We start from the raw sequence: 21111 nt of genomic DNA, 5'->3' as shown, positions 1-21111 counted from the left end.
GGAGGTGTAACGAACTATACAATGTTTACAGATAAAATATTATTGATTACTGGAGGCACGGGCTCTTTCGGGAACGCCGTATTAAAGCGATTCTTAAATACAGATATCAAGGAAATTCGGATTTTTTCAAGGGATGAAAAAAAGCAAGATGATATGCGAAAACACTATCAGCATACAAAAATTAAATTTTATATCGGGGATGTCCGCGATATTCAAAGCATTCACAATGCGATGTATAATGTTGACTATGTATTTCATGCCGCCGCTCTCAAGCAAGTTCCCTCCTGCGAATTTTTTCCCTTAGAAGCTGTGAAAACCAATATTTTAGGAACAGATCACGTACTAACAGCCGCCATTCAAGCTGGCGTCAAGAAAATCATTTGCCTGTCAACAGATAAGGCAGCGTACCCTGTCAATGCGATGGGTATATCCAAGGCAATGATGGAAAAAACGTTTATTGCAAAGTCACGAATGGTTGACCCTCACCATTCCCTAATTTGTGGCACTCGATACGGTAATGTCATGGCTTCACGAGGCTCGGTTATCCCATTATTCATTGAACAAATAAAGGCTGGGAAACCTTTAACGATTACGGACCCTCATATGACACGTTTTATGATGAGCCTTGAGGAAGCGGTAGAATTGGTATTGTACGCATTCTCGCATGCTCAAAACGGGGATATTATGGTGCAAAAATCACCTGCTGCCACAATAGCAAATTTAGCACAGGCTTTACTTGAGATCTTTCAAGCGAACAACGCCATGCAAATTATCGGAACACGGCACGGAGAAAAAATGTATGAAGTATTATGTACGAAAGAAGAAGCGGCAAAAGCTATTGATATGGGCCATTTCTATCGAATCCCCGCGGATAATCGGGATTTAAATTATGGAAAATACCTCGATGAAGGCTCTCCAAAAATTACATTAACGGATGAATATAACTCGAACAATACCCAACAATTAAGTGTGGCTGACATTAAAGTAAAGCTATTAACATTGCCTCTTATACAAGAAGAGCTCCTTCATTGGACAGGAGGAAAACCATGAAATTTTTAGTGCTCGGTGCTACAGGCATGGCTGGTCATACCATTGCCATCTATTTATGTGAACAAGGGCATGATGTAACAACATACTCTCGAACCCCTTTTCCCTATGGCAATAATAGAACAGGTGATGTGACAGACTCCCATTTTTTAAGGTCGCTACTACTAGACAATGAGGTAGATGTCGTCATTAATTGTATTGGTGTTTTAAACAATGCTTGTGAGGCTCATCCTGCCCAAAGTGTTTTACTGAATAGCTATTTACCGCATGCCATTGTATCTCTCCTTGAAAATCGACACACAAAGCTTATTCATCTAAGTACCGACTGCGTATTTTCAGGCAAAAGTGCTCCCTACTATGAAAATAGTGTACTAGACGGGGAAACCTTTTATGACCGCACCAAAGGTATAGGGGAAGTGAATAACGACAAGCACATAACATTTCGTAATTCCATAATTGGTCCTGATTTGAAAAAGGATGGCATCGGACTCTTCAATTGGTTTATGCAACAAAAAAGTCCCGTCTATGGCTATTCGGGTGCTATTTGGACGGGAGTGACAACACTTACTTTGGCTAAAGCCATTGAACGCGCTGCACAACAAGATTTAACAGGACTCTATCATCTCGTCAATACGACAAATATTTCTAAACACGATCTACTGCATCTATTTAATAAGCACTTCTTGAACAACAGTATAAAAATTCTTCCTCATCACGTTGTTCAAATCAATAAAACATTAATAAATACAAGAAATGACTTTTCATTTATTGTCCCTAGCTACGAAGAAATGATGATAGAGATGAAGGAATGGATATTGCAGCATAAACACTTATATCCTCACTATTTTCAATGATCCATACATCAACTCCATTATGGATGACGATTCGTAATGGGGTTCCCCTACCGAATAACTGTCCCTTCAGGTAATTGACCATCCTTAATCCAATTCTCTACAAAGCGATTAAAAAATGCAGGTTGGGCTAATGAGACGCCGTGACCGATGTTCTTCAATAACACACCCTTGCTATTTGGATGACTTCGCACAAGTGCTTTAGCAGATTTTCTCATGTTGCTTTTCTCTTTTTCTCCCACAGTTATTAGAATCTTTCCTTGAGCTTTGTTAAAGTCAGCTGGGATGGAAAACGACATATTTTCTCGCAAAATTTGAATCAATGTATCTACTTTCATCGTGGCACTCTCTTGATAGTAACGCTCAAAATAATCTTCTTGAATGTACAGGGCTTTTGCTTGAAGTTTCGCAAATGTTTTATTTTTTATAAGCGGAAATGACAGTCGAATAAAAGGTTGAAGCATCCTTTCTACAGTAGGAGAGGGTATCACGAGCGCACTATTGATGATCGTAAAATCGATTAAACTAGGCTGTAGACTTAGCATTTGAATAGCGATTTGCGCTCCTAAAGAGAAACCAATTACTATAACAGGCTTCCCATTGGCTTTTTTCTCAATAAGCAGAAGAAGCTCTTTCGCACTTTGTTCAATGGAAAATGGATTGTGTGTCATTAGCTCAGGTATAACACAGTGATAATGGGAAAAATGGTGAACTTGCTGATCCCACATCCACCCTCCAACGCCCCCTCCATGAATAAACATCATGAAAGGATTGTTAGCATCCCCATACTCCTTGTATTGCATAGATACACCTACTTTCATTCTTTCTCATTCATGGTCATCTAAAAAATCTTTACTAAAGCTTGTTTGGGATTGATAGGAGGAACGTTTCCCTAAATCTACACCACGTTTTATAATCCCCTTGCCAAACCGTCCCTCAATTTCATCGACAAGCTTGAGAATCGGTTCATCTTTCGCATGCTCCTGAAAATCAAATATCGATAATTGCTGTGAATAATCTTTACGATCCACCACATTGGAAACCGTTACACCAAGTAATCTTACAGGAGATTCATCCCAATGCTTATCAAATAAAGTACAAGCAATGTCGTAAATTTCATCATAACGATACAGGACATTGGACATTGTTTTCGAACGTGTATGATTATGCCAATCAGCATCCCGAATTTGAATGCTCACAGTTGAACCTGCTAAGCGCTTCGCATCAAGACGCTCCACCACTTTTTTACATAGACCTTCGATTGTTTTATGAAGTGTACGAACATCTGTTACATCTTCTGGTAATGTTGTTGAATTCCCAACGCTTTTCGTATCAAAGATTGCCTCAGGATCGACCATGCGCTGATCCACCCCATTGGCCCTTGCTCGAAGCCGTACCCCATTCTTCCCTAAAATTTGCTTCATTTTAAATTCTTCTGTCTTAGCTAAATCACCTATTGTAAAGATGCCTTGTGCATTTAATTTTTTAGCAGTACTTGCTCCAATCCCATGCATGTTGACAACCTCACGATGCCATAATTGCTGTTCAATATCCCGTATTCGTAGTACGGTAATCCCCATTGGTTTCTTCATATCAGAGGCTGTTTTCGCTAAAAATTTATTCGGTGCAATACCGATGGAACAAGGTAAATCCAGCTCAGCTAAAATGCGCGCTTGTATTTCCTGGGCAATACTTAAGGCATGCCGTTCCTTGCTTAGCTCAGTCACATCCAAGTAGCCCTCATCAATCGAAACAGGCTCTACTAATGGTGTATAGCTTCGAAGAATGGTGAACATTTCTTTAGATGCATGACGATACTTTTGAAAATCTGGAGGTAATAACAATAGCTCAGGACATTTACGCTTCGCTTCATGAACAGTCATAGTTGTATAAATGCCTAGCGCTCTTGCTTCATATGAACAAGTTACTAAAATGCCACGCCGTTCCTTTGGGTTCCCTGCAATTGCGATAGGCTTCCCCTTTAAACTTGGGTCATGTGCTTGCTCCACAGAAGCATAGAAACTGTTCATATCCACATGCAAAATAACACGCCCTTTATGTGCCATGCTCATCACCTCGTTTCTTTCTTAGCCTTATTATACGCCCCATAACCTCTAATCAACAAATGCATAATCACCATTACTTTCGAGGAGGTCCTTTAAAATAATTAACGCTTGCTCAAGTTGAGATTCTGGTGCTGCAATGGCTAAACGAACGGCATTGACAGGCTTTGTATTCCCTACGGCAAAGCGTTCCGCTGCATAGACTTGTACACCAGCTTTCGAAGCTAACAATTCAAATTGAACACCCGTAAATTTGTCAGGCAATTGGATCCACCTAAAAATACATTCCTCATCCCCTAATATGTGATAATCCCCTAAATACTGATCGACAAGCGCATTTTGCTGCTTGGCATATGCTCGGTGTTTTTCTAATATCGTTTGGGCAACACCTTCATGGATTAATCGTGCTGCAAGCTCCAGCATGATAGGAGAAACGGAAATGTTGATATTATAGAGCGTTTCCATTATTTTTTTACGTAGCGCAGGTGGTGTCACAAGGAAGGATAATCGTAAACCAGGTGATAGTGTTTTAGATAGGCTAGCAATGTAAACAACCTTATCAGGTGCATAAGAAGCAATCGGAGCAAGCGGTTGCTCCTTGAGAAAGCTATAGATAGCATCCTCGATTACAAGCAAATCCTTCTGTCTTGCCACGTCTGCAATCATTTTTCTTGTTTCTACTGACATCGTATGAGTCGTTGGGTTATGAAAATCAGGGATCACATAGATTCCTTTGATATGTTCATTTTTACAAGCATATAGTAATCCTTCTTTTGTCATTTCACCCTGACATTGTTGGATAGCCACAAGCTGGATACCAAGCATATTTGCAGCTGTTTTAATGCCTGCATAGGTAATTGGATCTGTACCAATGCGGTCGCCTGGCTGAAATAAAGCTGCAAGGGTTCCCACAATGGCATTTTGTCCGCCTGCTCCTAGAAGAATAGGCTGGTCTGTTTGAAAATTTACTAGTTCGAGTAGCTTCATCACGGCTTCGTTTTGCCATGCATTGCCCTCTGGTCGTCCATATTGAAATAGCATGCTAAAACTAGGTTCGTTTATCATTTTCTTCATAAAGCGTGTAATATCATCATTAACAAAATTATCTGGTAAAACAGAGCCCATTTCAATGATAGGTGTGGCATGGTTGGTTGGCAGTAACATTTTATTGCTAGCCGCATCTGTTGAAACGAATGTACCGCTGCCAATTGAGGCATAAATTAATCCTTTTTGGCCACAAAGCTTAAAGGCTCTTGTAATCGTACTCAAATTCACATCTAAAAAATCAGCTAATTCACGCTGGGGTGGCAATTTTGTTCCTGGTACTAGCTTTCCATCCTTAATATCTTGTTCTAGCTGATGTGCGATGGCTATATATAACGGAGCAGAAATATTGCTAATATCCGGCTTCCAACTCATTGGATACTCGTCAAATGAATTAATAGGCATTCACTAGGCCCTTCTTTCTCTTAATTTGCATACAATAGTTTAATTGTCTTGCATACAATGATAATATTGTATGCACACGATGACAATGATATAATTTTTAAAAAATCAGAAAAAAAGGACCGATAATTATGCAATATTCTGAAAGAATCTTAAAAACACCATCCTCATTTATTCGAAATATTTTAAAAGTGACAGATGCCGAGGACGTTATTTCCTTTGCAGGCGGGCTTCCAAACCCGATTTCTTTCCCGATTGATGCATTGAGAGCATCCGTAGACCATGCTATTACAGTAAATGGCAGCCGATTATTCCAATATTCATCCACACAGGGTTATGCACCATTGCGTGAATATATTGCCGCGAAATATCAACGTGTCCATGGACTTGATGTACATGCTGACGATGTCTTTATTACTACAGGTTCACAGCAAGCGCTTGAACTAATTGGTAAAGTACTTATCAATAAAGGCGATGGCATTATCATCGAAGAGCCAGGTTACCTAGGGGCTATTCAAGCCTTTACTTTAACAGAGCCAACTTTCCATGGTGTTACGCTAGAAAATGATGGTCTTAACTTAGAAGAGTTAGAGCGTGCTCTACAACAACCAAATGTAAAATTCATTTATACGGTGCCGAACTTCCAAAACCCAACAGGACTCACATATTCGAAAGAAAAGCGTGAGCAAATTTGCGAAATAGTGGCAAAATATGATGTTGCTTTAATTGAGGATGATCCATACGGGGAGCTACGTTTCCAAGGGGAGCCACTTCCATATATCGGTGCTGGAAAATTAGAAAATAGTATTTTACTAGGTTCTTTCTCTAAAACGGTCACACCAGGCATGCGTCTTGGCTTTATTATCACAAAAAACAAAGAGCTATTGCAGCATATTGAAACAGCGAAGCAAGCGTCTGATCTTCATACTAATATTTTTTCACAATATGTTATCTACGATTACTTAGCAAGTAATGATTATACCGAACATGTAAAGAAAATTATTGCTTTATATAAAAATCAGTCGGATGCGATGCTTGATGCTATGCAGGAGTTTTTCCCTGCCCATGTTGAATATACTCGACCTGAGGGTGGCATGTTCATTTGGGCAACAATGAAGGACGGTACACCGGCCCTTGATGTATTCAATAAAGCGATGGAACAAAAGGTAGCCTTCGTGCCTGGCGATCCATTCTACACATCAAAAACGAATGTGAATACAATGCGTCTTAACTATACAAATGCAACACCTGAAGTCATCCGTGAGGGAATTAAACGTTTAGCTAGTATTTTATAAAACGAAAACGTATAAACGCTGTGAAAAGCGTTTATACGTTTTTTAATGTGGATAGTAAATAGTCATACTAAGTCGTGTTACTGTACTACCTGGATTGCTGTATGTGTGTGGACGGTCAGCCTTAAATCGTATGGCATCACCACTTGTTAATCGATAATCCTGACCCTGTATATGGATGATTAATTCCCCATCAAAAACGGTTATATATTCCTCCGTTCCTTCTCGATGAGCCTCAGCATCTAACGTTCCATTTTCTTTGATTTCAATTGTATATATTTCAAAACGACTATCCTTTTGATAGGGGAAATGAGGATAAACCATATATCGGCCATGATCTTCCTTCAATACTTGAATTTCTTTACCGCGAATAACCTCCGTCTCAGGTTGGGGAGGATGAATAAGCTCTGTAAACGAAACCTTTAATCCATTTGCAATTTTCCAAATTGTTGTCAAAGTTGGACTGGATTCTCCCCTCTCAATTTGACCAATCATCGTTTTACTCACGCCACTAAGCTGAGAAACCTTCTCTAAGCTTAATTTCTCCCTTTCTCGAATTGCCTTTAAATTTCTCGCAAAGACGAGATGAATTTCTTCCATCCAAAAGCCCTCCTTGTATGTACAATATAACGCACGTTTTGTATAATAAAAAGACCGACGTTATACAGTCTATTTCGTGCATTATATCATACAACTTGAAAGAAGGGATTGTTTTGCCTGTATTTTCCTTTTTATTATTTATCATCATTACAAGCTTTACACCTGGCCCGAATAATTTTATGGCGATGGTTTTTGCTAAACAATATGGCTTAGCGAAAACGATTCCATTCTGTTTAGGTGTAGGGATTGGTTTTTTCATCATTATTGGTCTTAGTAGCTTTTTTAACACGATCATGTTAAACATTTTACCTGCCATTGAATTACCCCTAACCATATTTGGTGTAGGCTATATGTTGTACCTGGCTTATAAAATTTTAACAAGCAAAGAATTAGAGGATCACGACAATGAAGAAAAAAAACGAAACCTATTTTTTTTAGGAGCGTTCGTTCAATTTATTAACCCAAAAGGTATTTTATTTGGTCTTACTGTTGTCGTAACTTACATCCTACCCTACTACTCATCCTACATAAGCTATCTACTCTTCTCGTTCTTTTTAGCGCTAGTAGGGGTAATCAGTACATTTAGTTGGGCATTATGTGGCTCCGTTTTTCAAAAAGCACTACAGCAATACCGAAAACCATTTAACATGATTATGGCACTATTATTAATGTACAGTGCTGTTTCCATTGTTGTACATTAAAAAACAGCCCTCTGTCGGTAGAGGGCTGCTTTATCAGCAACTCATTTTGTATACGTTAAAACGGCATTTTTCTTGAATTTTGCTAAAGCTTCTGTTGCCTCATTTTTGCTCGCGTACTCAAAAATTCGAACGTCCTTTTTATCAAAAACTGTAATAACCCACATGTGAAAAGCTCCCTTCACTCATTATTTTTGTAATATAACAACCACCAAAATTTGTGATATGACTTATCAACTGTTTTATAACAATTCCTTACTTGATTCTTATTTTACGCTGATTTTTTTAAAAAGAAAGCTTTATGTGAAGGTCTTCACAAACTGTTCAATTTCAAAACGCTTTCATTGAACAATTTGTGAAAACCTTGATTTTATAGGTATATCCACTGCCAGTGATGTCAGGTCTATCCGTCTCTTTTCACTACAACCAAAAAACCGTACAATAGTACGGTTTTTGCTGTAGTAGTAGATTTACATGTCATAAGTTTAACAAAATACTTCTTCTTGTTTATGTGTTAATTCTATTTCGAAGCCCAAATCCTCCAGCATGCGATAATCGCTATTCGCTTCCTGTCCTGCTGTTGTTAAATAATCCCCAACAAAAATACTATTAGCTGCATAGAGACCAAGTGGCTGAAGTGAGCCCAAATTGATTTCACGACCACCCGAAATACGGATTTCCTTTGTCGGATTGATGTAGCGGAATAAAGCTAAAACCTTTAAACAATAACGGGGATTTAAATCCTTAGTCCCTTCTAGCTTTGTGCCATCAATTGCATTTAAAAAGTTTACAGGAATAGAATCAGCGTCCAATTGATGGAGGGCGCGTGCAATATTGACGACATCCTCTTTTGTTTCCTTCATCCCAATAATGGCACCCGAGCAAGGTGAAATTCCATGCTTTTTCACAATCTCTACCGTATTGACACGATCCTCATATGTATGTGAGGTCGTGATGAAGGAATGATGACGTTCCGATGTATTTAAATTATGATTGTAGCGATCCACCCCCGCTTCCTTTAGTTGCTGTGCCTGTTCTTCTTTTAGTAAGCCAAGACAGGCACAAACCTTCAAGCCATACTTTTCTTTTATTTCAGCAACCGCCTCACTCACGACATTGACATCCTTACGTGTTGGCCCACGACCACTGGCTACAATACAATACGTCCCAATCTTATTGTCAAACGCTCGTTTTGCACCTGCTAAAATTTCCTCTTTTGTAATAAATGGATATTTCTCAATAGGAGCCGTTGATTTAGAGGACTGGGAGCAATAGCCACAATCCTCGGGGCAATATCCGCTTTTGGCGTTCATAATCATATTCAATTTAACTTTTTTACCATAATAATGACGACGAATCGTAAAAGCACCATCCATAAGCTGTAATAGCGCATCATCCTCACTATTTAATATGGCAAGTGCCTCTTCATTGCTAATGATCTTTCCAGCAATAACTTCTTGTGCTAATTGGTAATAATTCATATTACATTCTCCCCCTCTACGTGTGAAAATTTCACATTTCTTGCTGACTGAAATACTTTATACAAGCGCTCAGCTAATAGCGCTGATGTAATAGCTAAGCAAAAATCAGCGACAATACTACTTAAAAAGCCGACAACAAACACATGTGACCAGCTTGACTTCATGTCTAACCAGAAATTCAATGCTACATACAAATAAGGAACAGCCACAGCATAAATAATAACCAGCCCAATAATGGTTGCTGCAATAAAATGCTTTTTCGTCGGCGTCTCAATCCTTTCAATAATGAACCCAATCACATAGGCGGCTAGGGCAAAGCCAATCAGATAACCAAAAGTTGGCTGTAAGACATATGTGATACCACCACCCTGTGTAAAAACAGGTAAGCCTACTAAGCCCACGCTGATATAGACAAGTTGACTATAAAAACCATTCCGACTTCCCAATAAACAGCCTGCTAAAAATACAAAAACAATTTGTAATGTAAACGGTACGACAGGCAATGGAATTTTAACAAAAGCTCCGATTGCTGTTAGAGCAGCAAACATGGCAATCATGACTAGCGCTAATGTTTGTTGTCGCTTACCCAACCTTAGCCCCCCTGTCCTGGAAAAATTGTTCGATTGTCTCTTTCGTTGTATGAATCATAAATGACATTTCCTCTTCAGAAATAATATAAGGTGGCATAAAATACAGAACATTGCCGAGCGGTCTGATGAGTAAGCCTTTCGTTAAAGCCCGTTGATAAATTTGATAGCCGATACGCTCCTCACTGGCGAACGCTTCCTTTGTCCTCCGGTCCTTTACTAGTTCAATCGCTCCCACTAAACCAACTTGTCGGTATTCACCCACATAAGGCATATCACAAAAAGCTTCCATGGCTAACGCTCGCATGTATTGTCCCTTGTGCTGAATCATCTCCATCACTTGTTCCTCTTGAAACATCGTTAATACTTCCAGTGCCACACGACAGGCCAATGTATTGCCTGAATAGCTATGCGAATGTAAAAAAGCCTTCATTGTTCCGTAATCATCATAAAAAGCGTCATAGATTTGCTCCGTCGTTAAGACAACTGATAAAGGTAAATAACCACCTGTTAGCCCCTTTGATAAACACATAAAATCTGGCATGATGTCCGCTTGTTGACAGGCAAATAATGTACCGGTCCGACCAAAACCGACAGCAATTTCATCTGCAATGAAATGCACATCATAATGTGAGCACAACGCCCGTAAGCGCTGTAAATAGACAGGTGGGTACATTTTCATACCTGCTGCAGCCTGAATTAATGGTTCAATAATAACTGCCGTGATTTCCTCATGATGCGCTTGAAGTTGTTCCTCAACAAATTGACTACATGGTGCATTACAGCTTGCTGGATCTTCCTGAAATGGACAGCGGAAGCAATCTGGCCCTTTAGCACGAACAGTATCTAATAACAGAGGCTGATAAACTTCATTGTAAAGCCCTACCCCTCCTATGGATAAAGCACCAATAGTTTCTCCATGATAGGCATCCGTCAAGGCGAGAAAGCGCTTTTTTGCTGGTTTCCCCGTCTGCATATGGTATTGAAAGCTCATTTTCAGTGCAACTTCAATAGCAGATGAGCCATTATCGGCAAAAAAGACTTTATGTAATCCCTGTGGTGCTAATGCGGTTAATTTTTCAGCCAATTGTATGGCTGGTTCATGTGTAAAATTAGCAAAGATCGTATGCTCTAATGTAAATGCTTGCTCACTTAAAGCTTTGCTAATACGCGGATTGGCATGTCCAAATAAATTAACCCACCAAGAAGATACAGCATCCAAATAACGCTGATCATGTTCGTCATAAAGCCACACGCCTTGCCCCTTTTTTATGACGATGGGTGGAAATGCCTCATAGTCCTTCATTTGTGAGCATGGATGCCAAACATGACGTAAATCTCTTAGCTGTAAATCAGTTAATACTTGTTTCATAGTTAAAAAGCCTTTCAAACAGTGTTGTGTGCGTCATGGCATAATCCATTAGCTGTGACAAATTTTGTAGCTTTGGAATAATCGCATTGGGCAAGGGATGGTACTGTAAAATCGTTTGTATATTATCTTGCTCCATACTGCTACCTGTGTTCCCATTAAACACTATGCCAAGAACGTCAACTTCACGAGAGCGCAATGCATCTATTGTTAATAATGTGTGATTGATCGTTCCTAGGGATGTCCTTGTAACAAGCACTACTGGCAGCTTGCTACTGACGATGACATCAAGCAGCGTCATCCCATGGGGAGCAGTAAAAGGAACAAAAAGCCCACCCGCTCCTTCACATATCACAACATCATAGGACGCTTGTAATAATTGAATCCGCAATAATAGCTCATTGACATCAATTTGCTGCCCCTCCAGTTGTGCAGCAAAATGTGGCGATGCAGCTTCTCTAAATGAATAGCTATTGAGATGCTCTTGTTGAAGCTTTTGTAAGGAATACTTTTCATACATGGCTGTATCATGATAATAGCCACGACCGTTTTCGTATACCTCTCCTGTTTGCACAGGCTTGTATGGTGAAACTTTCAAGCCTTGTTTTTGTAAATGACACATCAACATGGTGGTGACAATTGTTTTCCCAACATCCGTATCTGTACCGACAACCCAAAAATGTTGCATTGTTAACCTCCCTCTTTTAAGTTAACCATTAACACTATTTAAGTTAACACATATATTTTTGTTTTGTAAATGCTATTTCTATATTTTTCTGAATACACTATTTTTGTTAATAAAAACAGCAAATTTTGTATTAAAATAAGAAAACGCTAAACTCCCACCATTTATGGCAGAAATCTAGCGTTCATTGATAGTCATGATAATAATCTCTCAAAAATGATTTCATAGTCTGTTGGTTTCCCATGACCATTATAAGCAATCGGCAATACTTGCACTAAACGCCAACCTTGCTTCGCGTATTCTTCGATTGTTTTCCGATAGGTAGATTCCTGAAAAAAGCTACCTAAATGTGTTTGTACAAATTTATACTCATACATTGACTCACCCCCTGTAAATCTTTACGTAACTACGGAGTCAGGGTTTCAATAATTAGCAGGTTCTCGCTTTTGAATATTATGATTATTTTAAAGGATTTTAATCTTCACTCGTAGTATTAAACTACATGGGGGTGGTAGTATGTTTGGCATTTTTAAAGAACCAGCGAAGATCATCGATACATATGAACAAGTGCATTCAATTTTAAAATCATTACTTACCTATGAACTAAAAGAATTACCTAATCGTTATGAATTTTGGTATCGTGTAGCCATCCGTCAAGAGGAGTATCGGACATTACAAGCAGAGCATCGGGCAAAAATCTCAATGACTTCTGCAGTAGGACGTTTTCATCAAACACAATATGAAGTGATGACACAGAAATTAGCAAAGTTTGAACGCTTATCCGATATTTATAAACTATTTTGTATTGAAGAAGAACGAGAGCTATTAAACCATCGTCTCTCTTTTCATCAAGAAACGATTGCTGCCATCTATGAGCATGTTCAACATAAAGAGCTTTATACGTACAGTGATAGTGTTCAACAGCAATTTTGGGAGGCCATCCGTGACGATCTACTCCATGCTATCGCACACCTAGATTAATTTTTTAGAGACTTCATTTTCTCATGGGAAATAGAAGTCTTTATTTTTTTAGTAAACTTGCATGATTATTTTGACTAAGGTTATGAGGGATTCTAAAATCATTCGACCTCTAAGTCTTCTAATTCCCAACCTAGACAAAAGTTGGTATATTTGAAATAGGAAGGTGATTAATAGATATGTCGAACGAGAAAATTTTAATAGTGGAAGATGATATAGATATTATGGAGGTTTTATCGCTCACGCTAGCTAATGCTAACTATAATGTATTAAAGGCATCATCTCTATCCAGTGGCTGGCATCTCGCTGTCACGCAACAACCAGATTTAATCTTGTTAGATGTTAATTTACCAGATGGTACAGGCTTCGAGTTAGCCAAAAGAATCCGTGATGTGTCGGATGTCATTATCATTTTTGTGACCGTCAATCACCTAATTGAACAGAAACTTGAGGGCTTTGAGGTGGGGGCTGATGATTATATGACAAAGCCATTTATTCCAAAAGAATTATTGGCCCGTATCCAAGCAAATTTAAAAAGAAGAAACCCAACAAAGAAAAGTAATATTGTACATATAGATAATTTGTCCATACATTTAGATGAGAAAAATGTTTATAAGGATGGACAGCTTTTAAATTTATTTACGAAGGAGAAGCTACTCCTCTTTTTTCTAATTGAGCATGCGAATCAAGTGATTAGTGTCGATCAACTCATTGATCATGTGTGGGGCTATGACGGTGTCACTGATTTGAAAACCGTATCTGTCCATATTAGTACGCTTCGTCGTAAAATTGAAGATATCCCCTCAAAGCCGAAATGGATTCAAACAGTGAGAGGTTTTGGCTACCAATTCGTTTATAAAAAAGAGAGTGGTGAGAAGTAAGAAAACACTCACCACCCCTTTTTAATTTTTTACCAATACCTTAACTAGTGGTAATGTAAAGCTAAATATGCTTCCTTCATTTTCAAGACTTTCAACAAAAATCTCACCATTATGCTGGCGAACAATTTGTTTACAGATAGCTAAGCCAATGCCATGCGAATGCGCTTCATGAGTGTTAGTTGCTCGATAATAGCTATCAAAAATAAAGGGAAGATCACTCTCAGCAATACCAATGCCACTATCTGCAATCGAACAAAACAAGTGCTTGTCCTCTACATGGAAGGACAATTGAATACCACCATTTGATGTATATTTCATTGCATTGGTCATGATATTTTCAATCACTTGATTGATTCGCGTTTTATCAATCAGTAGCTGAGCTTCTTCATGACCGTAAAAGTGAGCACTGAATGTTAATCCTGATTGTTTTACTTCATCCTCATAACGGGTTGCCATTTGTAAAAATAATTCCTTTGCCTTTACCTCTGTAAAAGAAAATTCTGCTCTACCAGCTTCTAGATTTGCTAAATCAAACAAATCTTGAATTAAGTTATTTAATGATAATAGCCTTTCTTTACTTCGTATTAAATATTTCTTTCTGGCTACTGCGTCATCAATCACGCCCTCTAGCATAAGTTCTATATACCCTAATGTAGAGGTTAACGGGGAGCGTAATTCATGGGAAATACTATGCAAGAGTTTTTTACGTTCCAGTTCATTTTTTTCTAAACGTTCATTCATTTTTATCAAATGCCGATTCGTCTCATCTAGCTCCCTAGTACGCAACTGAACACGTTTTTCTAAATCTCCATATATTTTCGCATTTTCAAAAGAAACGGCAATTTGAGCCGCAATTACTTTCAATAGCTGAACATGAGATGGATGGAAGGCATTCGTCATTAAGGTATTCTCAAAATACAATATCGAAATAATTTCATTTTGATGGATAATCGGTAGGCAAAGAATAGATTTAGCCGTCGAATAGGAGAAAGGAGGATGCTGTGTTATTTGTGTATTGTCGATAATCACATGCTCTTTACTATTAAGAACATAGCGTATAATCGATTGCATATTCGCATTAAAATTCTCCATACTTTGTTGATCATACATCGTAAATGTTTTTTCCGCAGCTTCCGCCTTTGCTAACACCAATAATTCATGCTGCTGTTTATGAATGAAATAGCCACTATCTGCCCCCACATGCTTTAACAGTGAAAACAATATTTTATGCAGTAATTCTTCCATACGAATAGCTGTTGCAAATGATTGAGTCGTTTCAAAAACCGTCATCATATCAAACGTGAGTGATTCTCTACTGTGATTCTCCAGTTTGCGATGCACTTGATATTCTCTTGCCCATCTGCTAGCAACTGTTTCTGCTCCCCACGTTTCAATACTTTGAATACCATTCAATATATAATGCCTTGCCGTTTTCTTTTGCTGTTTTGCGAGATAATAGTTAGCAGCTCGTTCATATGCTAAGGCTGTATCCTGGACAAAACCATTCATACTTGCTAATCGTATTGCTCGGTCATAATAGAGTTCTGCCTCACTGTCGTTGTTGTGTAAACGGTAATTCTCTGCCATTAATAAAGCATAGAGATGCTCATAATTTTCTGAAGAATAAACAGCCCATTTCTTAAATTTCTTGAGGCTTTGACGTATATCCGTTAAAAATAACCTCTGCTCCTGTACCTGACAATTTTGACTATGCAGAAAGTGAAATTGCCACATGGCCCGATAAAAATAATAGACTGTGGTGATTGGTAATGTATAACTGTCCTTACTTAGCTTCTTTAATTCAATCAGAATCGCTTTCCCTTGTATTTCATCCGCTAATAAAAAGGACATTTGTAAACGCACTGTATAATGCATGATTTTAATAGCAGGCTGATCCTGTATTGTGATGGGACAAGCCCAATGTACAGGATGATGTGGAGAGCGGAGGATATTCATCCATCTCCCCATTTCGGCTAAAAAGTCAATCGAAAGGGTACTTGCATGAATAGAAAATTCCTCTTGTTGTCGTCTAATTTCTTGTTGTAAATCCTCTAGGTTAACACCCTGAATAAGGCGTATAGCGACAATAAAACATGATGCTGAGGATACTAAATGATATAAGCCAAGCTCTTGGCTTTTTGCTTGAGCCTCATTAATATATTGAATACTGGTTTCATAGGGCTCTGTCCAATGACTGATAAACACGCCATACACATAATAAGTATGGCCCTTGATATATATGCTTTCTTGGTTATCCGCAACAATGATGGCAAGTTTGCCAAAGCGAGTGGCTTCTTTTATATTGGCAAAACCTGCATTTAAAAGCATAGCATAGTTAATCAATACCATGCCGCTTTTCGATGTAGCGCCATACTTCAACTGTAAACGCAGCCCTTTCATTAAAAGAATGCCTGTTAAGTTAGGATTTAATAGGAAAGCACTTGCCGTCATATTAATAATTAAATGAATCAAAATATCAATTTCTTTACTATTCGTTGGCGGATGCTGAAACAAGTCTTGGTCAGACATATGTCGCAATGCCCATTTCAACAATAGATACTCTTTTAGAAGCTGTGACTTTTTAGGATATGCTGAAATTTTAAGATTCGCAACTTGAAAACCTGCCAAGCCTGCTTCTAGACCAATAGTAGGGTTATCGGACTCAATGTATAATACCGTTTTCAAATTGTTAATCATCAGTTTTTCTAATTTTGTCTCTGCGTGCTGCAAAGCTTCTGTTAAATGCATTTCCGATTGTTCGTAGTGGCCAGTTAAATATTCACATTCACCTAAATTTGCATATAATTTAACCGACTGTTCTCTCCTAGTCTCCCAATGATCAGGCGTCAATAGTTCTTTACTAGTTGTAAAAAATTTTAGCGCATTATCAAAGAGCCCTATTCTTTTAGCCTCAATACCGAGTTGATAATTCCAGATAGCCAGCTTTTGCTTTTCTTCCCCAGTCAATAAGTGGCGACTGTAATTGAAATGCATGACGATTTCGCTTAATCGATCATGATCTGCAGCCATTTGAGAGTCATCTGTTAAAAGCTGGCCAATTTGATAATGGTATTTAGCACGCAATTGCCCTGATAAGTCCTGATAAGCTACTTGTTGAATACGATCATGAACAAATCGGAATTTGGTAGAAAATGTATGTAAAATCCCTTCATGCTCTAACGTACTTGCCCATTTATAATGGGCATCTAACGGAATAATAAAGCCATTTTCAACAAGTGTTTCCAGGTGTTTTAATAACGCTTGAGCTGATAAGGACACGAGCTTTAAGACATCTGTAAATTCAAAGCGCTGACCAAAACATGCAACTATGCGTAAAATCTCATGGGCTTCTGTTGTTAAATTAGCCATTCTAGTTTCAATAAAGACAAGTAGCTCGTTGTTCAATCGGGATAAATTAAATTTCTTACGATTAAACTCCCATTCTTTTGTTGTTGCATTAAAATAAATTGTGTTATCTTGCTGGAGTGATCGAAACGCCTCTTTCACAAATAACGGATTCCCTTTGGTCAAATTAAATAATTGCTTGGCAATTATCTGTATGGTATGAGGCTTTGCCTGGAAAGATGCCTCCAACCATTGTTGAACATGTTGTTCCTGAAGCAAGGGTAAATGGATATGATGACCGCTCGAAAAACTAGAAGTTCTTTGCTGATTTTCCTCCTCTGCGCTGTCCTTATTCACTCGGAATGTACCAATCATCATAAAGTATCCTGCTCGGTGTTGCTCAAAAATTTGGGTCATAATTTCAACTGTACTTTGATTGGCCCAATGCAAATCATCTACAAACCATATAACTGGTTTCTTCTGCATAGCAAATGTTAATAAAATTTTTTGAATCGATATAAACGTATAGGAATGGAGCTGTTTTGTATTTTGGCTAACTTCTTTTTGGAAGTGTACTTCCTCCTTCACAAACCATTTAAGTTCAGGTAATAGATGGATAAGTTCATCTGTCACAACTAATTTAACCTCTTGAAATAATTTTTTCCATAAATGGACAGACCTTTCACCTTCCATATAAATAAATTTCAATAAACTCCTTAAAGGATGGATAACAATGGAATAGTCATTTTCTAATTGCAATTGCTCATACTTAGTTGTAATAAAATAGCCTTTTGCGGCCGCTATTTCACCCTTTAATTCTTGAACTAACTTGGACTTTCCATACCCTGCTTGTCCTGATATCGTAACCATCTTTTTGTCACCTTTTGCAACCTGACGAAAAACAGAGGAAAGCTCTGCGAATTGCGATTCTCTCCCATAAAGCTTAGTAGACAGTCCCGTATTCAGATGCAAATCCTGTTCACCAAGCAGGAAATTTTCAAGCGGTTCGTTTACTAAAAGTTTCTGTTGGATTTGTAGCAAATCCTCTCTCAAACCAATGGCACTTTGATAACGATCAGCTGGGTTTTTAGCTAATAGCTTTTCAATCATTTCCCAAAGCAATGAATGATAACGACTGTCTAAACTTACCAATGGTTCTGGTTTTTTTGTGATGATTTCATAAATCAAATCGACAGCATCCTTTGCTTGAAAAGGCAATTGACCGCCCAGTATTTCGTAAAAAATGGTCCCCAGTGCATATAAATCTGTCCGATAGTCTACCTCTAAATGAAGTCTGCCAGTTTGCTCAGGTGCATAATAGGGTAGCTGTTCTAGTCGTTCATAGGGATTTTCAATCACAACTGGAGATTCTACATCATATTTTGTACTAAATTCAGAGCTTAATAGTTTTATTTTTAAAGAATTAGGATTGATTAAGATTTGATTAGGATGTAGGTGTAGATAAAGTAAACCACTTTGTTGCATTTTCATACAAATATTGACAAGGTCAATGGCAATCTGGAGAAATTGATGCAAAGAAATCAAGTTATTACTGAATTGCTTTAAGGGGACTCCATTAAAATTTTCATAGATGATTGCATATTGATCATCTATATAATCAATAGCTATTGGCTTTAATAACCAAGGATTTTGCTCATTCGAAAACAAGGAAAATTCATATTGTAGTTTGGCTCTTGTCTCTGCTGAATTATGATGAACACTTTTTACCAGTACCAGTTTGTTAAACTTCTTCATATACATTCTCTGTAGATGCCAATCTTGACTAGACTGTAAAAGAATGCAATCGTTCATACACAATCCCTCCTCTTCTATGCTAGTTATTTATCATCTTTGTAACCGCTTTATATTTTTGCAATGCTACTCTTCGAATGAACAGATAGTAGCGTTTCTCAATAACTCCTCTTTACTTGTTGTAGTGTCGATCATAGTAGGACGGATATCCTTTACATAAAAAACACCAGTAAAGGAATACTTGCTCGTAGATTTTGATCGACTAGAAAGATGCAGAGGTTTTTGTTTTCGTATCTTTTGTTACTCTTACATTTTCATTTTCTAACATTACTTGTTCTTTAAGAACATCGATTGGATGTACGGGAATAAAAATTTTTGTAATGCTGTCAGAAATGGTATGTTGTTCAATAAGCTTATTATAATATTTCTCCAATAAATGCGCTTCGCCTTTTAATAAAGAAAATTTTGGAACAAGTGATCTGGTGTTTCTACATAATATGTAATCTGCTCATATCGTCTTTCTGTCCTTAATTCTGCTAGTGCAGGCTGGAATTTTGTCATTTCAATCCGTTCACTACATACCAAAGGATGGCTGTTGCTCTGTCATAGACTGTATTTGATTGATCTCTTCGTTATTGGAACTTCCATATAGCCCTGTTGAACATTGCGGTTTTTTAATCATGTACTAATTCGTGCTGTTATTACACTTCCCCTTTTATCTCAGGCATACAATTTTCTCAATCTTTCGCTAAAACAAAGCCCTCCTGTAAATCAATCATTCTCAGTACATTAAAACTATAAAATCCGAAGGTTAAAATTAGTTTAAATAGTATTAAAATCAATCAATAAAAAAATAGTCAATGTTTTGATCACAAAACATTGACTACTACTTTTTTATACTAATTTTAATGATGTTGACTCATTGCCATTCCTTCTACAAGCATTTGTCTAAATTCTTGAACCTGGTCTGCTTTAATGGCTATGTGACTATAGTGCTTCTTGATCCCTAGCATAAACGTTACTTCCACAGGCTCCTTCATTTTCAAAATAAAATGCGGATAGGCCTCACCAAAATCACGTGCTATAAAGTCTATCGTATCTTTTGATAATTTTCCCTCTAACCGCTCCTTGTCTTCGATGATTTCAGCAATATGATCAAAACGAATTTCAGTACGTTTCATTAATCCCAGAGATAAGTACAATGTATCATTTGTGACATAAACAGGATTTAGGCGAATAGCCTGCATATCCGCAAGAAAGAAGATTACTGAATAAATATTAAAAACAAGCAACACAATGGAAAGTATCATTGACTTTTCATGTAGCCACCAGTGAATACCAATCGTTTCAATAGCAATCCCATGAATAATCATGAGCTGAAAAGCGATATAGCTAGAATTTTTATGCAAAGATAAACCTTGTCGTTCTTGTCTTTTCCAACTCGCGAAACCATAATAAAGCACTAATAAATCAGCACAGATCATCTGAATAACTGGATGCTTGGGTGCATGTTGTTCTACAGCTTTTGAAAATGAAAAGAGATCTGGTAAAGAGCTTCTCCGCACTTCCCCTAGGATTTTTGGCAGGTATCGTACAAGTGTTGCCACTAGGATAATTTCTAATAGAATAATAGACCCTTCAATCGCAAAGCCAGCCCATGTCACTGCCACATAAGGCTGAAGGTGTTCCATAGGAATGATAAAACGTGCAGCAATACAGCCAGCTGCAGCTAATAGGATGGCTTGCTTTAATGAAAATTTACCTTTATAAAGCATAAATAGCACAGGCACCACCACAATACAGTCAATTAATGAGCCCATGACAACACCATTTGTTTCGATAGGTAAAAGGGATGTGCCAAATCCTGTATTATAGAGTGTATAGTTACTCGCTAATACCACTAATAATAAGGCTAGCCAAATATTTTGCTTACTTTTTAAGACCATCATTCACAATGCCCCCTCTCTACTAATAATTTTACTTTATGCCAAATGGTTCATCTTGTATAGAATTTGAGAATAAAAGATGGTCCTATT

The 21111-nt window shown here is 37.8% G+C and carries 18 protein-coding genes; 6 read left to right on the top strand and 12 right to left on the bottom strand.

The window, feature by feature from the left end; all coding sequences use genetic code 11:
• The first annotated feature begins 21 nt into the window (after positions 1–21).
• Both AAJG31_RS23050 and AAJG31_RS23045 read left to right on the top strand, forming a co-directional pair.
• A complete protein-coding gene (locus AAJG31_RS23050; RefSeq protein ID WP_279495423.1) occupies positions 22–1050 on the top strand; it encodes a polysaccharide biosynthesis protein in 1029 nt (342 codons plus the stop codon).
• Entirely contained in the window at positions 1047–1901 is an 855-nt protein-coding gene (locus tag AAJG31_RS23045; protein ID WP_054549191.1) for a sugar nucleotide-binding protein, read from the top strand. The genes AAJG31_RS23050 and AAJG31_RS23045 overlap by 4 nt, the downstream gene beginning before the upstream one ends.
• Positions 1902–1948: 47 nt before the next feature.
• On the opposite strand, the gene AAJG31_RS23040 is transcribed toward AAJG31_RS23045, so the two are convergent.
• The 3 genes from AAJG31_RS23040 to AAJG31_RS23030 are packed head-to-tail and all read right to left on the bottom strand — an operon-like array spanning position 1949 to position 5410.
• The gene (locus AAJG31_RS23040; protein ID WP_112118346.1) at positions 1949–2701 is read right to left on the bottom strand and encodes an alpha/beta hydrolase; all 753 of its coding nucleotides are present in this window, start codon (positions 2699–2701) and stop codon (positions 1949–1951) included.
• Positions 2702–2725: 24 nt separating this feature from the next.
• Positions 2726–3964: a DNA polymerase IV gene (locus AAJG31_RS23035; protein ID WP_112118345.1), complete on the bottom strand. Its 1239-nt coding sequence runs from the start codon at positions 3962–3964 to the stop codon at positions 2726–2728.
• 48 nt (positions 3965–4012) lie between these two features.
• Entirely contained in the window at positions 4013–5410 is a 1398-nt protein-coding gene (locus tag AAJG31_RS23030; protein WP_279495426.1) for a PLP-dependent aminotransferase family protein, read from the bottom strand.
• A 128-nt stretch (positions 5411–5538) separates the two neighbouring features.
• On the opposite strand from AAJG31_RS23030, the gene AAJG31_RS23025 reads away from it, so the two are divergent.
• The gene (locus AAJG31_RS23025; protein WP_048392333.1) at positions 5539–6702 is read left to right on the top strand and encodes a PLP-dependent aminotransferase family protein; all 1164 of its coding nucleotides are present in this window, start codon (positions 5539–5541) and stop codon (positions 6700–6702) included.
• Between the two features lie 42 nt (positions 6703–6744).
• Here the strand turns inward: AAJG31_RS23025 and AAJG31_RS23020 are convergent, their stop codons facing one another.
• The gene (locus tag AAJG31_RS23020; protein ID WP_054549190.1) at positions 6745–7299 is read right to left on the bottom strand and encodes a helix-turn-helix domain-containing protein; all 555 of its coding nucleotides are present in this window, start codon (positions 7297–7299) and stop codon (positions 6745–6747) included.
• 113 nt (positions 7300–7412) lie between these two features.
• On the opposite strand from AAJG31_RS23020, the gene AAJG31_RS23015 reads away from it, so the two are divergent.
• Positions 7413–8000, top strand: coding sequence for a LysE family transporter (locus AAJG31_RS23015; RefSeq protein WP_279496359.1), 588 nt, complete (start codon positions 7413–7415; stop codon positions 7998–8000).
• A 41-nt stretch (positions 8001–8041) separates the two neighbouring features.
• Here AAJG31_RS23015 and AAJG31_RS23010 read toward each other — a convergent pair whose 3' ends face one another.
• From AAJG31_RS23010 to AAJG31_RS22985, 6 genes are all read right to left on the bottom strand, one after another.
• Positions 8042–8164 (bottom strand): hypothetical protein, encoded by a 123-nt coding sequence (locus tag AAJG31_RS23010; protein ID WP_004231260.1) that lies wholly within the window; start codon positions 8162–8164, stop codon positions 8042–8044.
• A 318-nt stretch (positions 8165–8482) separates the two neighbouring features.
• On the bottom strand, positions 8483–9478 hold the full coding sequence (gene bioB, locus AAJG31_RS23005) for a biotin synthase BioB (protein ID WP_112118343.1): 996 nt from the start codon (positions 9476–9478) through the stop codon (positions 8483–8485).
• Positions 9475–10068, bottom strand: coding sequence for a biotin transporter BioY (locus tag AAJG31_RS23000; RefSeq protein ID WP_048392329.1), 594 nt, complete (start codon positions 10066–10068; stop codon positions 9475–9477). The genes bioB and AAJG31_RS23000 overlap by 4 nt, the downstream gene beginning before the upstream one ends.
• Entirely contained in the window at positions 10061–11437 is a 1377-nt protein-coding gene (gene bioA / locus AAJG31_RS22995; protein WP_066036230.1) for an adenosylmethionine--8-amino-7-oxononanoate transaminase, read from the bottom strand. The genes AAJG31_RS23000 and bioA overlap by 8 nt, the downstream gene beginning before the upstream one ends.
• Positions 11418–12122, bottom strand: coding sequence for a dethiobiotin synthase (bioD, locus tag AAJG31_RS22990; RefSeq protein WP_279495431.1), 705 nt, complete (start codon positions 12120–12122; stop codon positions 11418–11420). Before bioD ends, bioA begins: the two co-directional genes overlap by 20 nt.
• Positions 12123–12313: 191 nt before the next feature.
• Positions 12314–12496, bottom strand: coding sequence for a DUF4177 domain-containing protein (locus AAJG31_RS22985; RefSeq protein WP_048392326.1), 183 nt, complete (start codon positions 12494–12496; stop codon positions 12314–12316).
• 139 nt (positions 12497–12635) lie between these two features.
• On the opposite strand from AAJG31_RS22985, the gene AAJG31_RS22980 reads away from it, so the two are divergent.
• Complete coding sequence (locus tag AAJG31_RS22980; protein ID WP_103118398.1) at positions 12636–13100, top strand: hypothetical protein; 465 nt, start codon at positions 12636–12638, stop codon at positions 13098–13100.
• A 176-nt stretch (positions 13101–13276) separates the two neighbouring features.
• Positions 13277–13978, top strand: coding sequence for a response regulator transcription factor (locus AAJG31_RS22975; RefSeq protein WP_048392324.1), 702 nt, complete (start codon positions 13277–13279; stop codon positions 13976–13978).
• A gap of 21 nt (positions 13979–13999) precedes the next feature.
• Here the strand turns inward: AAJG31_RS22975 and AAJG31_RS22970 are convergent, their stop codons facing one another.
• Positions 14000–19135, bottom strand: a complete 5136-nt coding sequence (locus tag AAJG31_RS22970) for an ATP-binding protein (RefSeq protein ID WP_279495433.1) — start codon at positions 19133–19135, stop codon at positions 14000–14002.
• A gap of 845 nt (positions 19136–19980) precedes the next feature.
• Complete coding sequence (locus AAJG31_RS22965; RefSeq protein ID WP_279495436.1) at positions 19981–21024, bottom strand: beta-carotene 15,15'-monooxygenase; 1044 nt, start codon at positions 21022–21024, stop codon at positions 19981–19983.
• Positions 21025–21111: the final 87 nt, after the last annotated feature.

This window comes from Lysinibacillus sp. BS3, assembly GCF_039614735.1.
Taxonomy (GTDB): Bacteria; Bacillota; Bacilli; order Bacillales_A; family Planococcaceae; genus Lysinibacillus; species Lysinibacillus capsici.
Note: the sequence above shows the minus strand (reverse complement) of the source record. Positions and strands in the feature narration are given on the sequence as shown.

What these genes read in the sequence shown, in the direction of transcription:
- AAJG31_RS23050 (WP_279495423.1), top strand. Translation starts at nt 22, where the DNA reads ATGTTTACAGATAAAATATTATTGATTACTGGAGGCACGGGCTCTTTC.
- AAJG31_RS23045 (WP_054549191.1), top strand. Translation starts at nt 1,047, where the DNA reads ATGAAATTTTTAGTGCTCGGTGCTACAGGCATGGCTGGTCATACCATT.
- AAJG31_RS23040 (WP_112118346.1), bottom strand. Translation starts at nt 2,701, where the DNA reads ATGCAATACAAGGAGTATGGGGATGCTAACAATCCTTTCATGATGTTT.
- AAJG31_RS23035 (WP_112118345.1), bottom strand. Translation starts at nt 3,964, where the DNA reads ATGGCACATAAAGGGCGTGTTATTTTGCATGTGGATATGAACAGTTTC.
- AAJG31_RS23030 (WP_279495426.1), bottom strand. Translation starts at nt 5,410, where the DNA reads ATGCCTATTAATTCATTTGACGAGTATCCAATGAGTTGGAAGCCGGAT.
- AAJG31_RS23025 (WP_048392333.1), top strand. Translation starts at nt 5,539, where the DNA reads ATGCAATATTCTGAAAGAATCTTAAAAACACCATCCTCATTTATTCGA.
- AAJG31_RS23020 (WP_054549190.1), bottom strand. Translation starts at nt 7,299, where the DNA reads ATGGAAGAAATTCATCTCGTCTTTGCGAGAAATTTAAAGGCAATTCGA.
- AAJG31_RS23010 (WP_004231260.1), bottom strand. Translation starts at nt 8,164, where the DNA reads ATGTGGGTTATTACAGTTTTTGATAAAAAGGACGTTCGAATTTTTGAG.
- bioB (WP_112118343.1), bottom strand. Translation starts at nt 9,478, where the DNA reads ATGAATTATTACCAATTAGCACAAGAAGTTATTGCTGGAAAGATCATT.
- bioA (WP_066036230.1), bottom strand. Translation starts at nt 11,437, where the DNA reads ATGAAACAAGTATTAACTGATTTACAGCTAAGAGATTTACGTCATGTT.
- bioD (WP_279495431.1), bottom strand. Translation starts at nt 12,122, where the DNA reads ATGCAACATTTTTGGGTTGTCGGTACAGATACGGATGTTGGGAAAACA.
- AAJG31_RS22985 (WP_048392326.1), bottom strand. Translation starts at nt 12,496, where the DNA reads ATGTATGAGTATAAATTTGTACAAACACATTTAGGTAGCTTTTTTCAG.
- AAJG31_RS22980 (WP_103118398.1), top strand. Translation starts at nt 12,636, where the DNA reads ATGTTTGGCATTTTTAAAGAACCAGCGAAGATCATCGATACATATGAA.
- AAJG31_RS22975 (WP_048392324.1), top strand. Translation starts at nt 13,277, where the DNA reads ATGTCGAACGAGAAAATTTTAATAGTGGAAGATGATATAGATATTATG.
- AAJG31_RS22970 (WP_279495433.1), bottom strand. Translation starts at nt 19,135, where the DNA reads ATGAACGATTGCATTCTTTTACAGTCTAGTCAAGATTGGCATCTACAG.
- AAJG31_RS22965 (WP_279495436.1), bottom strand. Translation starts at nt 21,024, where the DNA reads ATGATGGTCTTAAAAAGTAAGCAAAATATTTGGCTAGCCTTATTATTA.